Genomic DNA, 12,398 nt, shown 5'->3' on the forward strand with positions numbered 1-12,398 from the left:
TAGTATTCCATTCCCAGCCCTTGTTTCCTTTTGAAATCCGAATAAAAGTCCAGAGATGCTAGGCCTCTTCAAAAATCCCGTGCTGTTCGGTGAACTCCCTGAAGATCTGCCGCTTTTTGATCTGGTGTCGTTCTTCTGCACAGAGTAGGGTCGATAAAGTTTTTACCGCATCAAGAATATGAGGACCTTTGTTCAACATGACGCAGTCGGCTCGGTGCGACATGGCGGCGTCCGTAATTTCCGCCCTCGCCGGTAAACCTGTCTTCGCCAAGGTTTCTAGAACCTGCGTTGCCCAGATGACGGGAATATGGGCGGCTTCACAAAGGCACAAAATATCCTCCTGCACGAGGGCGAGGTTTTCAAAGCCTACTTCAACCGCGAGGTCTCCTCGGGCGATCATGATGCCAAAACTGGGAAAGTCTAAACCTGCCAAAAGAAGTTGGGCAAGGCGGTGGATCGCTTCGCTCGTTTCGATTTTGGCGATGACGCCGATATCAGGTCGACCGAGTTCAGTGAGGGCCGTTTTCAAATCCAGCAGATCTTTCGGTCGGTGGACAAAGGAAAGGCCCACAGCGTCGGCATGTTCGATGACAAAGTTTAAATCCTGCCGATCCTGCTCGGTCAAAGCGGGAAGTTCGAGGAGCGAGTCGGGGAAGTTGAGACCTTTCTCCGATTTGATGCGGCCTCTTCGATGTTCCGGTGAAAAAATCTTCAGTTCCAGATGGTCATCGAATGTACGTTGGACGATGGCTCCAATTTTCCCATCATCGATAAATACCCGCTGATCTGGTTCTACATAGAGAAGCGCTTCAGGTAGTGTGCAACTGATCCCGGCCGGCTTTTCCGTGGAAGCTGGATGACCGCACCGGTTGGGGTCGCTGTACAAGCGCAGTATATCGCCAGCCGTGACTTCGACTCGAACAGGCTGAGGAACAACCGGCCCCATCACAAAGGTCAAGCCGTTGTCCCCGTTGAGCAGGATCCCTTCCTGTACGTAGGCAGTTCGTTCCAAACCAACCCTGACCCGTGAAGGACTGATCCGTTCGATAACATGCAATACTCTTTTCCGTTCCCGAGTATCCATAAAGGACAGTTTGTTCCCAATCCGTAGACGGTCTATCCCCGGTTGATTCGGAAGGGCTATCACAAAGCGGATGTTGTCTCCGCGGTCGTCGATCAAATGGCTTTGGGCAGCTTCAGCATCCAGATAACCTTCCAATAACCGGTGCGGAAATCCCATGAGATCTCGAGGGACAGCAAGTTTTAGGGGACAGATCTCCTTCTCAAGGGGACCGGTACGAATCTTGGGCCCTCCTAAATCCATCATGATGCGGCAGTTCCGTCCGGTTCCTTCGCCCCGTTGTTCGAGGTGCTCTTCAGCCTTACGAATGGCCTGGATGATCTGCTTCCATTCGTAAGGGCTTTCATGGGCGCAATTAATCCGGGCCATATCCATGCCGTTGAGGAGCAATTCTTCTAAGAGTTCGTGAACCCGCAGGCAAGAGGAATCCAAGGTGACCATGATCCGGGTGGCCCGGTGGCCCCGCGGTCGTCCCAAGAGTCGCTGGCTTCTCGCCGCAAGCAGTTGGCGGGCTTTGATCGAGTCTGGTTTTAGCAATCTGTCCTCCGAAGGGATCAATCCAAGGTGGCGGAGAACTCCGTTTAAAGCGGCTAACACACTTCCCTCTAGCCGTCCGAGTGAGGAAAGCCCATACTCGGCGAGGGCAAGTTGCAGATCAAAGATATCATGGCGTCGTAGAGATAAATAGGCGAGGAGGTTGTCACAGCTGTATTGTGCATCTAGAGCATGATACGGAAATCGGGAACAACCTTGTTGAGCTTGTTCGATGATGACGTTATACAAGGTGCCGAGTTGCTCCGCCAAGCGTACTCGCAGCGGGTCTCTATCGTCATAACTCCGGTGGCTCATGCATCATTCCCTCCTGTTTGAACATGTCGGTAACGATAGCTTGGCATATGAGTAGTGTATCTTGTCACAAGACTAAAAGGCAATTATGGGAATGTAAAAAAAGGATTAAATCACATTTGTGGATCGTCCAACGGGGTGTGTACGCAGAGCAGCTCCATAGGTGACTTGATAAATGAGAGATTGTTCTCAAGGTCATACACGACTCGGAAAGGAAGGTCATAACATATAGAATAGACTATAAATAAGTCTTTTTACTGGGGTAATGGGGATGATTGCGCTTAAGGGAAAAAACTGACGAGGTGAGGTTAGAAAGGAGGAATTAAATATGATCGTGCTGTCTCTGTGCACAAGCGGCTGCTGCCCGACAGTGGAAATCGTCGAGGGGATGGTCGTAATCCAAGATGACCATGGCGGAAAAGTGTCGCTGACCCGGGAGCAGGTGAAAATCTTAGTCGACCGCTTCCCGCAGATTGAGGGGATGTTCTAATGCTGGTCGATCTGCTTTTTGCTTTGGCCATCCGTTTTTTTGTGTTTGATTTCATTTTATTCAAGCCGGTCCGGGAACGCCTGAAAAGCCTGCATTATCTCTTGAAAAAGTTGCTCAGCTGTCCTTTTTGCCAGGGCTTTTGGTGTGGTCTCTTTGTATACCTTTGGAACCACTATCCCTTCTATTCCTTCGCGGAGTTTATTCAGTTTGGTTTTATCGTTGCCTTTTGTGCCTTTACATGGAGTGTAGTCATGCATCCCTTGATCGAGTACTTTGAAAAAGATCGGGACATTCACTTGACCTAGAGGGAATAGGGAACTGATCGAGAGCCGGGAAAAGCGTTCTTCCCGGTTTTTTTGTGTATCGGAATTTCTCGGATGCGAATCTTTTGCTTGTGAATGCAAAAGGGGCTATATTACACTGAATTTGGGATTATATTGAAATGTCGGGTTTTGCAATGATTGAAATGGGAGGACCCGTTGATGGATCGATGGAAACCAGTGCTGCAACGATTGGAAGAGCAATTCTGCATTTCGCCTGAGATGATGCAAGAGGTCGCTCAAAAATTTCAAAACGCCATCGGAGCGGGTCTAGCCAGCCAAAAGAGTTCGCTGAAAATGCTTCCCTCCTACCTGGCGCGACCGACAGGGCAGGAGCAGGGGCTGTTCTTGGCCCTCGACTTTGGCGGGACGAATGTTCGAGTGTCCCAAGTGGAACTGGGGGGAAATGGACGAATCCGAGTCTTGCGGCGCGTCGCTAAACCTATTAAAGGGCCGAAGGGCGATTATGACTATACGCAAAAACAAGTGACGGCGGAAGAGCTCTTCAACTTTTTAGCCTCCTTGATCGCCGAAGCCGTCGAGGGGCACACCGGAGAGCCGATTCGATTGGGCCATACCTTTTCGTTTCCGAGCCGCCAGAAAGACATCGGCCATGCGGAACTGATTCACTGGGCGAAAGAGTTTTGCACCAGCGGTGTAGAGGGACAAGATGTAGGGCAACTCCTCACCGAGGCCTTAGCTCGCAAGGGCTTAGACGGACGAGTCGAACCGGTAGCGATCATCAACGACACGGTAGGAACGTTGTTAACGGCGGCCTATGGAGACGAGGATGCTGATATTGGTACGATTCTCGGCACCGGCCATAACACATGCTACGTGGAAACAAACCCTATTTTTGGCAAAGGGCCGATGATTATCAACATGGAATCAGGGAACTTTGATCGATTGCCCTTTACGGCTTATGACGACGCTTTAGATTCGTACAGTCACAAGCCAGGGGAACAGCGACTGGAAAAGATGGTGAGCGGTCATTATGTGGGCGAACTGGTGCGTTGTATGCTGCTTGACCTGATGGAAAAGGAAGGCTGGTTGGGTTTACCGGAACAAGGGATCTTTGCCCGGCCTTTCGCCATTCGCGCGGAGGATTTATCTCTCTGGCTGTCAGACCGGAGCACAGATCTCGAAGAAATCGAGCGGTGGCTGCACCTTCGGGCTTCGATCAATACATCGAAGTTTGACGAACGCTATACGCTGCGATCTTTGGCCGAGATGGTGGTTCAGCGATCGGCCCGACTCGTCGCAGCAACCTATCTCGCTGTGCTGAATCATCGGGATCCTGAAGCAAAGTCAAGTCATACCATCGCTGTAGACGGTTCGCTCTATGAGAGAATGCCGGGTTACAGGAAGGCCTTACAGGAAGCCTTGACCGAAGCGCAGGGGAGTCACCCGGTTGAAGTAAAAGTGCGTTTAACGAAGGCGGGGTCGGAAGTGGGGGCAGCCATCGCTGCGGCGGTCGTATCGTCTCGGCGAAGGCTGCCATAAAAAAGAGAAAATCTCCCGCCTAGATAGGCGGGAGATTTATCAATAAATAAACAAAAGTGATACATTGCATTTAAATTCAGAATACCATTACAATAGAGTTGCAGTTTTTCAGGAAAGTGCTTGATAGGAAGAGGGAGTAGGCATGCAACAGACGATTTTGCTCGTCGATGACAACGCCACTTTCCGAGCTAGTATCCGGCAAGTTTTGATTTCCAGCGGATTTGAACTGCTGGAAGCAGCCGAAGGCAACGAAATGATGGCCAAACTGGATAATCTTCTTCCCAAAAAACCGAATCTAATTTTGATGGATTACATACTGCCCGGATTGGATGGCTTTCAGTTGACGAGACAGTTGAAAGCTGACGATATGTATAAATCAGTTCCTATCGTCATTGTCACCGGACGGGCGACTCGTCAGGTCATCGAGAACGCCTTAGCCCTCGGCGTATCTGATCTGATCGCGAAACCGATCAACCCCGATACGATGCTGACCAAAATCCAGCGAGCCCTTGCCCAAGACCGCAGAACGAAGCTGGTGAGCCACAGCTTTTCCGTCATCATGCTCATGTTTAGTTTTGTCGTCGGGGAAGACCGTGCCATCGACGAATCGAACGACTATGAGCGGGTGATGGAACTGATCCAAGGGGCACTCCGTACCGACGATATGGTGGTCAATGTGTCCCAACAAGCGGTGGTGATCATTCTGCCAGCCACTCAACGGGACGGAGCTGAAGTGGTCTTACGCCGGCTCGATGACCGTTTGAATTCGCGATACAAAAAAGGAGAGCAGCTCTCCTGGTTTTATACCTGTCATTCCTTCCCCTAAAAGGGACTAGTTAAATTTCCCGTTCGGTGAAGTGAGCCGTTCGGAAAAAGTCTTAAATTCCTGGGTCAAGCCGTTGCTTTCGATGAAGGCCAGAAAAAGGTTGTTCATCGATATGGCTTCGTCGAGGCGTTGGACAAGTTCCCGCGTTCGTTTCTGCAGATCATCCGTCCGTTTCTCCATATCCTGCATACGTCGATGCAGTTCTCCGCTCTGCACTTCGAGTTCCTGAGTCCGTTCCTCAAGTGACATACGTTTCCCGCCTTTCATTACGCGACACAAATTCTGACGGCGAAAAGGTTTGTATATTCTTTATAGTAACATTGTAAATGTTATCGAAATGCTTGTCGATAATCCTTTGGTGGTTTTATCCATAAAAAGAGCCGCCCATTCTCAAGATAATGAGCGGCTCTGAGCGTATATATTTATCCTAAGGCTGTTTGGGCCTCTTGCTGATACCGTAACACCCGGGGAACATAGGCTTGTGTTTCGGAAAAAGGCGGGATTCCTCCATACTTGGAGACGTTGCCAGGACCGGCATTGTAGGCGGCGAGGGCCAATTCCACGTTGCCCCCAAACTTATCCAGCATTTGTCGCAGGTAACGGACACCGCCGTCGATATTTTGGGCCGGATCGAAGGCATCGATAACACCGAGTGAACGGGCTGTACCGGGCATGAGTTGCATGAGCCCTGCCGCGCCGGTCGGCGATACATCGCGCGGATTGAAGCTGGATTCAGCCTTGATCACACCCCAGACCAGTGTGGGGTCCACATTATATTTTTGGGCGGTCTTGCGAATCAAATCGCTGTACTGACCGGCAGGAATGTTTTTCTGTGCAGCGTAGGCTTTACCAGCCTGTTGGGAATTTACAGCCGCCGTGGACGAAGTAGTCACCATGTTCCTGTTCAATAGCAGATCCGAGGCCGTGGCGACGTCCAGCCGGTTCGGGGTTGCAGGCGAAAAGCTTCCAAAGGCTTGAGCTTTGATCGTGGCCTGCAAGGTTGCGGCAAAATCGGCGAAGGAGTCCCCTTTGGGACACTGCGCTTGCACCTGCTGGCGAATCGCTTCAATTCCCGAAACAACCATGTCATCCACCTCCTGTTTCACTATACCCCGATTGGGATGAGCCTGTAAAGGGTGGAAACTGAGGAAAAATGCAAAAATATGTAAAAGTGGCGTTCGTCCTCACAGCGGCGGCACATTGGGCATTCTTTACACGCGCTGATTCATGATATATCTCTCTTGGACGGGCGCCGGATCCTCTTGGGGTGCATAGAATGCAGTCCGGCGGTTTCAGGAGCGGGATCCAATGTCCATACTAGGAAATAGGCATTATTATGAGGTGATCCGATGAATTTAGGTAATGTATTGCCCGTATGTTCTGCATGTCGGTGTACACCTCCCGAAGGGCTCACCGGGGGGATCTGGCTCAAAGGCCTTTTTCTCTGTGGGGACTGCTTGAAAAATCTCTCCGAATGGCAGGAGAATGAGCGTCCATACCTCCTGTTGAAGGAAAGTTTGGCAGGGTTATGGCGGCACCATCCAGCGTGGCGGCAGCATTTGGCGTACGGCGGCAAATCATGATAAAATAACAATTATAAACAAATAGACGAATAGGCGAAGGCCTTCGATCATCGCTGCTGCTTTTGCCTATTTAAGAATATGAACGTATCGGAGGTCACAGGGTGACAGAACAACCCTTATGGGAGGCCTTGCTCGCGTACCGCCGGGAGGGCGTCAAGGGGTTTCACATGCCCGGTCATGGGCAAGGGCAGGCCTTCCAAGGGCTTGGACTGACGCCGGACCTGGATGTAACCGAAGTTCCCGGACTCGATGACCTCCACGCTCCCGAGGAAGCCATTGCTGAGGCCCAAGCCGCTGCTGCTCGGGCCTTTGGTGCTCAGGCCACTTTTTTTTTGGTTCAAGGGGCTACGGTGGGAATCCATGCTCTCTGCATGTCGGGGTTGCAGCCTGGCGATGAGGTCGTACTTCCCCGTCACTGTCACCGGTCGCTCTTCGGCGGTCTTGTGCTCAGCGGCGCTGTGCCCCGCTATGTCCCGGCGGTTTGCGAGGCAGAGACAGGGCTGCCGTTAGCTTCCGATCCCTCTGGGCTGAAGGAAAGTGCCATCGACGCCAAAGCGTTGTTTATGCTTCGGCCGAGCTATTTCGGGACGGCAGAAGACTTGGCGCCCTGGCTCGATTGTTCCCAGCAGGCAGGGCTCCCGCTGTGGGTCGATGAGGCTCATGGCGCCGCCTATCCCTTCAGCGATCGGTTGCCGGAATCGGCGCTGACACTGGGAGCTCATGCGGTCGTCCATGGCAGTCATAAAACGCTTCCCGTACTCACTCAGGCGGCCATGCTCCATATCGGTTCAGGGGAATTTGCGCCACTGAACTTTGCGTTGGACAAGGTCCGCCGAGCCCTCTCGGTGCTGCAAACGACAAGTCCCTCCTATCTATTGCTGGCTTCTCTTGATCTGGCTCGAAGCCGCATGGAAGAGGAGGGAACGATTCTGTGGGAGCGCGCTGTCGAGCGAGCTCAGCGATTGCGAAAAGAACTGAATCGCCTCAAAGGAATTTCCTGTTGGGGTGAAGAAATTAAGGCCTATCCCGGTGTCACCGACTGGGATTCGACGCGGCTGCTCGTGGTCATCCGGGATTGGCCCATGACCGGGTATGAACTGCGCCGGCAACTGCGAGAAAAGTACGGCATTGAAGCCGAACTGGCCGGTTCGGCCCATATCCTGTTTCTCATCTCTCCCTTTGACGCACCCGATGCCGATGCCGCGTTGCTGGCGGCCTTCCGCCATCTCGCCAGCTCCGTAGAGCGGCGTCAGCCCGGGAGCATCGGACCAGGAAATTTATTTAAAGACAGCTACCGGCAGTGGCCCCAGATGGTGCTGACACCGAGGGAAGCATTTTTCGCATCCCATCGCGTCGTTTCGCTGTCTGAGGCCCGTAACCAAATTGCGGCAGAGTTTATCTGTCCCTATCCCCCCGGGATTCCCCTCGTCGCGCCTGGTGAAAAAATAACGCTGGAAATGGTGGAACTGATCGAAGAACTCCAACAAGCCGGAGTGCACTGGCAAGGGTCGGCTGACCCAAGGCTGGCATTTATCACCGTGATCGATAAATAAACGTTCCGATTCAGCTTGTGGGCTATTGAGTATTCAGGCATTTTGGCCGATGATATAGTAATGAGCGTAACTATGCAAAGGGTAAGGCGAGGTGCCATCATGCCTGGACTGTTTATCACTCTCGAGGGAGCCGACGGGGCCGGAAAGACGACCCAAGGGGCGTTGCTGGCTCAGGCCTTTCGGGCTTTACAATACCCCGTGCTGGAAACACGGGAACCGGGTGGAACACCGGTGGGCGAGGCAGCCCGCCGGGTGTTGCTCGATCCCTCCTTGACGGGGATGGCGCCGATGGCGGAAGTCTTCCTGTACGCCGCCGCCCGAGCTCAACTGATCCGTGAAGTGATCCTGCCAGCCTTAGCCGCCGGTACAGTCGTTATCTGTGATCGCTTTACCGACTCGACGCTGGCCTATCAAGGGTACGGCCGTGGTTTGGATATGGACCGACTGCAAAGCATCAACCATTGGGCGACAGAAGGGCTGGCGCCTGATTTGACATTGCTTCTCGATATTGACAGCGACGAAGGCTTGAGCCGGGCTCGCCGAAAAGGTGCTGACCGCATGGAGATGGAGACGGCTGCGTTCCATCAAAAGGTCCGCCATGGTTTTCTGGAACTGGCGGCGAAAGAGACGAGCCGTATCCGGGTCATCCCAGCGGGCCGCGATATCTTCGAGGTTCACCGGCAGGTTATCAACGCAGTCCGTGAGAAAGTGCCGGAATTGGTCTGCTCTCAGGAGGGATAGAAAATATGGTATGGGGAGATGGCCGTGCGGTTATCCCAGATTGAGGGCCAAGAGCGGGCCGTCCAGCAACTGATTCGTGGATTATCTCGGGAACGAGTCGCCCACGCCTACCTTTTTTCAGGTCCCCAGGGTGTCGGGAAAAGGACAACAGCCCGGGCCTTTGCCCAAGCGGTTCTTTGTCTGGAGCCTCGAGAGGGTGAGGCTTGTGAGAGCTGTGCCTCTTGCCGTCAGTTTTCCGGTGAGAACCATCCCGACTTTTTTCATATCCGTCCTGACGGGGCTTCCGTAAAGATCGATCAAATACGCAATCTGCAAAAGCGGATTCGTTACCTTCCATATGTATCGGCCCATCAAGCCGTGATCATCGAACAAGCCGAAACGATGCAGGGGCCGGCGGCGAATGCCCTGCTGAAGATTTTAGAGGAGCCGCCAGGGCCCACGGTCTTTATCCTCGTTACCGATCGAGGCCATGGAATTCTCCCGACGATCCTTTCCCGCTGCCTGCCCGTTCATTTTCAACCCATCCCAGGCGAGGCGATCGGCCGTTTCTTGCGTCAAAAAGGCGTTGATCCCCGGCATATCCCCTTACTGGTGCTGTTGTCTGACGGACGTTGGGATCGGGCAGGTCAACTGGCCGAAGCAGGACTGCCGCCGGGACGGGAGAAGGCCCAACAGATCTTGGAACGGTTGCCCAGAATGAACGATAGTCAGATCTTTCAATTGGCCGAAGAGTGGGACAAGAACAAAGAAGCTATTGCGGAGTTCGTCGACTACGGATCCCTTTTGCTGCGTGACTGGCTGCTCCTGGCGGGACAGTCGCCGGACCAAGGGGACAAGCTGGCAGAAGAACTGATCATCAACCGCGATATTGTCGGGAGTACCAACTGGTCACTGCCGGTTTTGCTGGCAGGGCTGGAACGAGTCATGAAAACACGACGCCTGCTGGAGACAAACGCCAGCGCTCGCTTGCTGGTGGAAGATCTGCTGTTGCGGCTTCGGGACCTGACCCGGAAATAACATAGAGAAACATGGGCCGAGGGAGACAGGAGGAAACATGTTGGTCAAGATAGTCGGTGTCCGGTTTAAAAAGACCGGTAAAGTTTATTATTTCGATCCCGGCGATCTGGAAATCCAGGGGCAGGATCGAGTGATCGTCGAGACGGCCCGCGGTATCGAGTATGGAGAGATTGTCATACCTCCTCGGGAAGTACCGGAAGACAGCCTCGTCAACCCATTGAAAAAGGTGTTGCGAGTCGCCACGGCAGAAGACACCCAGCAGGTGGAAGAGAACCGAGCGAAGGAAACGGCCGCCTATGAGATCTGTCAGAAGAAGATCAGCATTCACCAGTTGCCGATGAAATTGGTCGATGTGGAATACACCTTCGACGCGTCTAAGATCATCTTCTACTTTACCGCCGATGGACGGGTCGATTTCCGGGAGCTGGTGAAGGACTTAGCTGCCGTTTTCCGGACCCGCATCGAACTGCGCCAGATCGGTGTTCGTGACGAGGCCAAGATGATTGGCGGCATCGGTTGCTGCGGCAGGGTGCTCTGCTGCTCCTCCTTCCTGGGGGATTTTGAACCGGTTTCGATCCGTATGGCCAAAGACCAGAACCTTTCCTTAAACCCTACGAAAATCTCGGGAATCTGCGGCCGCCTCATGTGCTGCTTAAAGTTCGAAAACGACTGTTATGAACGAAAAGACATACCTCCCCGGCCTTACCCAAAACCCATGGACATGCCCGAATCAGAACAGGGCTAACGATGTCATTCTGACTTGAGATGTTGCGGACAGCGCAAACCACGAGAGGTGGAGCGGGTGAAAAAGGTAACCTCCAAGCTGATCGCTCTGGAAGAGCAACTGCGGGAACTCCTGTCGGAAGTGGAAGCATTGAAAATGGAAGTCTATACGTTAGAGGAAGAAAATGCACGGCTGCGGGCAGAACGGGCCAATGTGACACCGGAGACGGTCGATCGGGTCGAGGACAATGTGCGCCTTCTGGAACGGCAAGGCCATGAGAACCTGAACCGGCTCTACCGGGAAGGGTTTCACATCTGTCACGTTCACTTTGGCCAGCCGCGGAGCGGCGACGATTGTCTGTTCTGTGTCAGTTTTTTAGAAAAAGAGTAGGTGAACCATGAACCAAGCCGAAGAGAGCCCTTCTGGGACGGGGAAACTGATCGTCTGCGCCACACCGATCGGCAATCTTGAAGACATCACCTTGCGGGTGCTGCAAGCGTTAAAGACGGCTGATCTCATCGCCGCCGAAGATACCCGTCATACCCGGAAGCTCTTAAGCGCCTATGATATCCACGTGCCGCTCACGTCGTACCATGAGCATAACCGCTTTGGCAAAGGGCCGGAGATTCTCGATAAAGTGGCCGCAGGCGCTGCGGTGGCGCTCGTTTCCGACGCCGGACTACCGGGGATCTCTGATCCTGGTGAAGACCTGGTGCGGCAGTGTGTCGAACGGGGCTTGCCGGTGGAAGTGCTGCCCGGTCCGACGGCCTCCCTGACGGCACTCGTCCTCTCAGGGCTGCCTACGGGCCGGTTTGTCTTCGAAGGTTTCTTGCCGCGCCAGAAAAAAGAATACCGGGAACGGATCGCCGCGCTCGCCCGGGAGGAGCGCACCCTGATCATCTACGAGTCGCCCTACCGGGTGAGAGATACCGTAAAAGACTTCCGGGACGCCTTCGGTGGGGAGCGGAAAGCGGCTTTGATACGAGAACTGACCAAGAAGTACGAAGAAGTGCGCCGGGGTACCCTCGACGAACTCGCCCTATCTTTGCAAGCAGGAGTGCGGGGGGAATGCACCCTCGTCGTAGCCGGTTATGATGAACAGGGACAAATGAAAGGGATCGGTGAAACGGAACCATCCGAAGGCGATGAGGAAAGTGAAACCGAAAAGGCCCGACGACTGACCGAACGGATACGGATTCTAGAAACAGAAGGGGACGACCACAAAAGCGCCCTGAAAAAAGCCGCCCAGGAATTGGGTCTCCCGCGACGAGAAGCGTACCGCTTGAAGCTTCTCCATGAAGGCAAAAGCGATTCCGATGAAATAGAAAAATAACGGGACGGGGTTGCCCCGTCCCGTTTTTATGGCCTGTTCGCCATAATAAAACCCGTTTCTTTTTTTCGGTTGGAAATAATGGTATTATGTAGCCAATCAGCCTGCAGCGTTTTGAGCCATGCTGACGGCGCATTCACGGCAGACCACTTTGCCACGGAAATTTTGAACATCGACGGCGCTTCCACAGAAAACGCAGGCAGGTTCGTATTTCCTCAAAATAATCTTCTCGTGATCAACGTAAATTTCCAAAGCGTCTTTTTCATCGATACCCAGGGTTCGCCGCAGCTCAATGGGGATGACGACACGTCCCAGTTCGTCGACTTTACGCACAATACCCGTAGATTTCATGAAAGATTGCCTCCCTTCGTTCCCCAAAATTCG

15 protein-coding genes are annotated in these 12,398 nt (G+C 53.2%); 11 read left to right on the forward strand and 4 right to left on the reverse strand.

The window, feature by feature from the left end; genetic code table 11:
* Window positions 1-58: 58 nt before the first annotated feature.
* Window positions 59-1,930 carry a pyruvate kinase gene (locus tag GJ688_RS05410; RefSeq protein ID WP_155475528.1) on the reverse strand — a complete coding sequence of 624 codons (1,872 nt, stop codon included), beginning with the start codon at window positions 1,928-1,930 and terminating at the stop codon, window positions 59-61.
* A 325-nt stretch (window positions 1,931-2,255) separates the two neighbouring features.
* Here GJ688_RS05410 and GJ688_RS05415 point away from each other — a divergent pair, with 325 nt between their 5' ends.
* The 4 genes from GJ688_RS05415 to GJ688_RS05430 all read left to right on the forward strand — a co-directional run bounded on the left by GJ688_RS05415 (window position 2,256) and on the right by GJ688_RS05430 (window position 5,066).
* Window positions 2,256-2,417 carry a globin family protein gene (locus GJ688_RS05415; protein ID WP_155475529.1) on the forward strand — a complete coding sequence of 54 codons (162 nt, stop codon included), beginning with the start codon at window positions 2,256-2,258 and terminating at the stop codon, window positions 2,415-2,417.
* Window positions 2,417-2,722: a hypothetical protein gene (locus GJ688_RS05420; RefSeq protein WP_155475530.1), complete on the forward strand. Its 306-nt coding sequence runs from the start codon at window positions 2,417-2,419 to the stop codon at window positions 2,720-2,722. Before GJ688_RS05415 ends, GJ688_RS05420 begins: the two co-directional genes overlap by 1 nt.
* A gap of 177 nt (window positions 2,723-2,899) precedes the next feature.
* Complete coding sequence (locus GJ688_RS05425; protein WP_155475531.1) at window positions 2,900-4,240, forward strand: hexokinase family protein; 1,341 nt, start codon at window positions 2,900-2,902, stop codon at window positions 4,238-4,240.
* Window positions 4,241-4,382: 142 nt separating this feature from the next.
* Window positions 4,383-5,066 (forward strand): response regulator, encoded by a 684-nt coding sequence (locus GJ688_RS05430; protein ID WP_155475532.1) that lies wholly within the window; start codon window positions 4,383-4,385, stop codon window positions 5,064-5,066.
* Between the two features lie 6 nt (window positions 5,067-5,072).
* Here GJ688_RS05430 and GJ688_RS05435 read toward each other — a convergent pair whose 3' ends face one another.
* Entirely contained in the window at window positions 5,073-5,315 is a 243-nt protein-coding gene (locus GJ688_RS05435; RefSeq protein WP_155475533.1) for a hypothetical protein, read from the reverse strand.
* A 173-nt stretch (window positions 5,316-5,488) separates the two neighbouring features.
* A complete protein-coding gene (locus GJ688_RS20950) occupies window positions 5,489-6,151 on the reverse strand; it encodes a lytic transglycosylase domain-containing protein (RefSeq protein WP_207708763.1) in 663 nt (220 codons plus the stop codon).
* A gap of 264 nt (window positions 6,152-6,415) precedes the next feature.
* Here GJ688_RS20950 and GJ688_RS21525 point away from each other — a divergent pair, with 264 nt between their 5' ends.
* From GJ688_RS21525 to rsmI, 7 genes are all read left to right on the forward strand, one after another.
* The gene (locus GJ688_RS21525) at window positions 6,416-6,649 is read left to right on the forward strand and encodes a sigma factor G inhibitor Gin (RefSeq protein ID WP_155475534.1); all 234 of its coding nucleotides are present in this window, start codon (window positions 6,416-6,418) and stop codon (window positions 6,647-6,649) included.
* 101 nt (window positions 6,650-6,750) lie between these two features.
* The gene (locus GJ688_RS21275; protein ID WP_155475535.1) at window positions 6,751-8,202 is read left to right on the forward strand and encodes an aminotransferase class I/II-fold pyridoxal phosphate-dependent enzyme; all 1,452 of its coding nucleotides are present in this window, start codon (window positions 6,751-6,753) and stop codon (window positions 8,200-8,202) included.
* Between the two features lie 99 nt (window positions 8,203-8,301).
* Window positions 8,302-8,943 (forward strand): dTMP kinase, encoded by a 642-nt coding sequence (tmk, locus tag GJ688_RS05455; RefSeq protein WP_155475536.1) that lies wholly within the window; start codon window positions 8,302-8,304, stop codon window positions 8,941-8,943.
* A gap of 24 nt (window positions 8,944-8,967) precedes the next feature.
* Window positions 8,968-9,960, forward strand: a complete 993-nt coding sequence (gene holB, locus GJ688_RS05460) for a DNA polymerase III subunit delta' (RefSeq protein WP_170291697.1) — start codon at window positions 8,968-8,970, stop codon at window positions 9,958-9,960.
* Between the two features lie 40 nt (window positions 9,961-10,000).
* Entirely contained in the window at window positions 10,001-10,705 is a 705-nt protein-coding gene (locus GJ688_RS05465; RefSeq protein WP_155475538.1) for a PSP1 domain-containing protein, read from the forward strand.
* 57 nt (window positions 10,706-10,762) lie between these two features.
* Window positions 10,763-11,074 (forward strand): initiation control protein YabA, encoded by a 312-nt coding sequence (locus GJ688_RS05470; RefSeq protein WP_170291698.1) that lies wholly within the window; start codon window positions 10,763-10,765, stop codon window positions 11,072-11,074.
* 7 nt (window positions 11,075-11,081) lie between these two features.
* Entirely contained in the window at window positions 11,082-12,017 is a 936-nt protein-coding gene (gene rsmI, locus GJ688_RS05475) for a 16S rRNA (cytidine(1402)-2'-O)-methyltransferase (RefSeq protein WP_155475540.1), read from the forward strand.
* Window positions 12,018-12,113: 96 nt separating this feature from the next.
* Here rsmI and GJ688_RS05480 read toward each other — a convergent pair whose 3' ends face one another.
* Window positions 12,114-12,365: an AbrB/MazE/SpoVT family DNA-binding domain-containing protein gene (locus GJ688_RS05480; protein ID WP_155475541.1), complete on the reverse strand. Its 252-nt coding sequence runs from the start codon at window positions 12,363-12,365 to the stop codon at window positions 12,114-12,116.
* Between the last annotated feature and the right edge of the window lie 33 nt (window positions 12,366-12,398).

Source organism: Heliobacterium mobile (genome assembly GCF_009720735.1).
In the GTDB taxonomy this organism is placed as follows: Bacteria; Bacillota; Desulfitobacteriia; order Heliobacteriales; family Heliobacteriaceae; genus Heliobacterium; species Heliobacterium mobile.

Bases quoted from the DNA above. Each gene is read 5' to 3' on its own strand.
- GJ688_RS05410 (WP_155475528.1), bottom strand. From the start codon at position 1,930: ATGAGCCACCGGAGTTATGACGATAGAGACCCGCTGCGAGTACGCTTG.
- GJ688_RS05415 (WP_155475529.1), top strand. From the start codon at position 2,256: ATGATCGTGCTGTCTCTGTGCACAAGCGGCTGCTGCCCGACAGTGGAA.
- GJ688_RS05420 (WP_155475530.1), top strand. From the start codon at position 2,417: ATGCTGGTCGATCTGCTTTTTGCTTTGGCCATCCGTTTTTTTGTGTTT.
- GJ688_RS05425 (WP_155475531.1), top strand. From the start codon at position 2,900: ATGGATCGATGGAAACCAGTGCTGCAACGATTGGAAGAGCAATTCTGC.
- GJ688_RS05430 (WP_155475532.1), top strand. From the start codon at position 4,383: ATGCAACAGACGATTTTGCTCGTCGATGACAACGCCACTTTCCGAGCT.
- GJ688_RS05435 (WP_155475533.1), bottom strand. From the start codon at position 5,315: ATGTCACTTGAGGAACGGACTCAGGAACTCGAAGTGCAGAGCGGAGAA.
- GJ688_RS20950 (WP_207708763.1), bottom strand. From the start codon at position 6,151: ATGGTTGTTTCGGGAATTGAAGCGATTCGCCAGCAGGTGCAAGCGCAG.
- GJ688_RS21525 (WP_155475534.1), top strand. From the start codon at position 6,416: ATGAATTTAGGTAATGTATTGCCCGTATGTTCTGCATGTCGGTGTACA.
- tmk (WP_155475536.1), top strand. From the start codon at position 8,302: ATGCCTGGACTGTTTATCACTCTCGAGGGAGCCGACGGGGCCGGAAAG.
- rsmI (WP_155475540.1), top strand. From the start codon at position 11,082: ATGAACCAAGCCGAAGAGAGCCCTTCTGGGACGGGGAAACTGATCGTC.
- GJ688_RS05480 (WP_155475541.1), bottom strand. From the start codon at position 12,365: ATGAAATCTACGGGTATTGTGCGTAAAGTCGACGAACTGGGACGTGTC.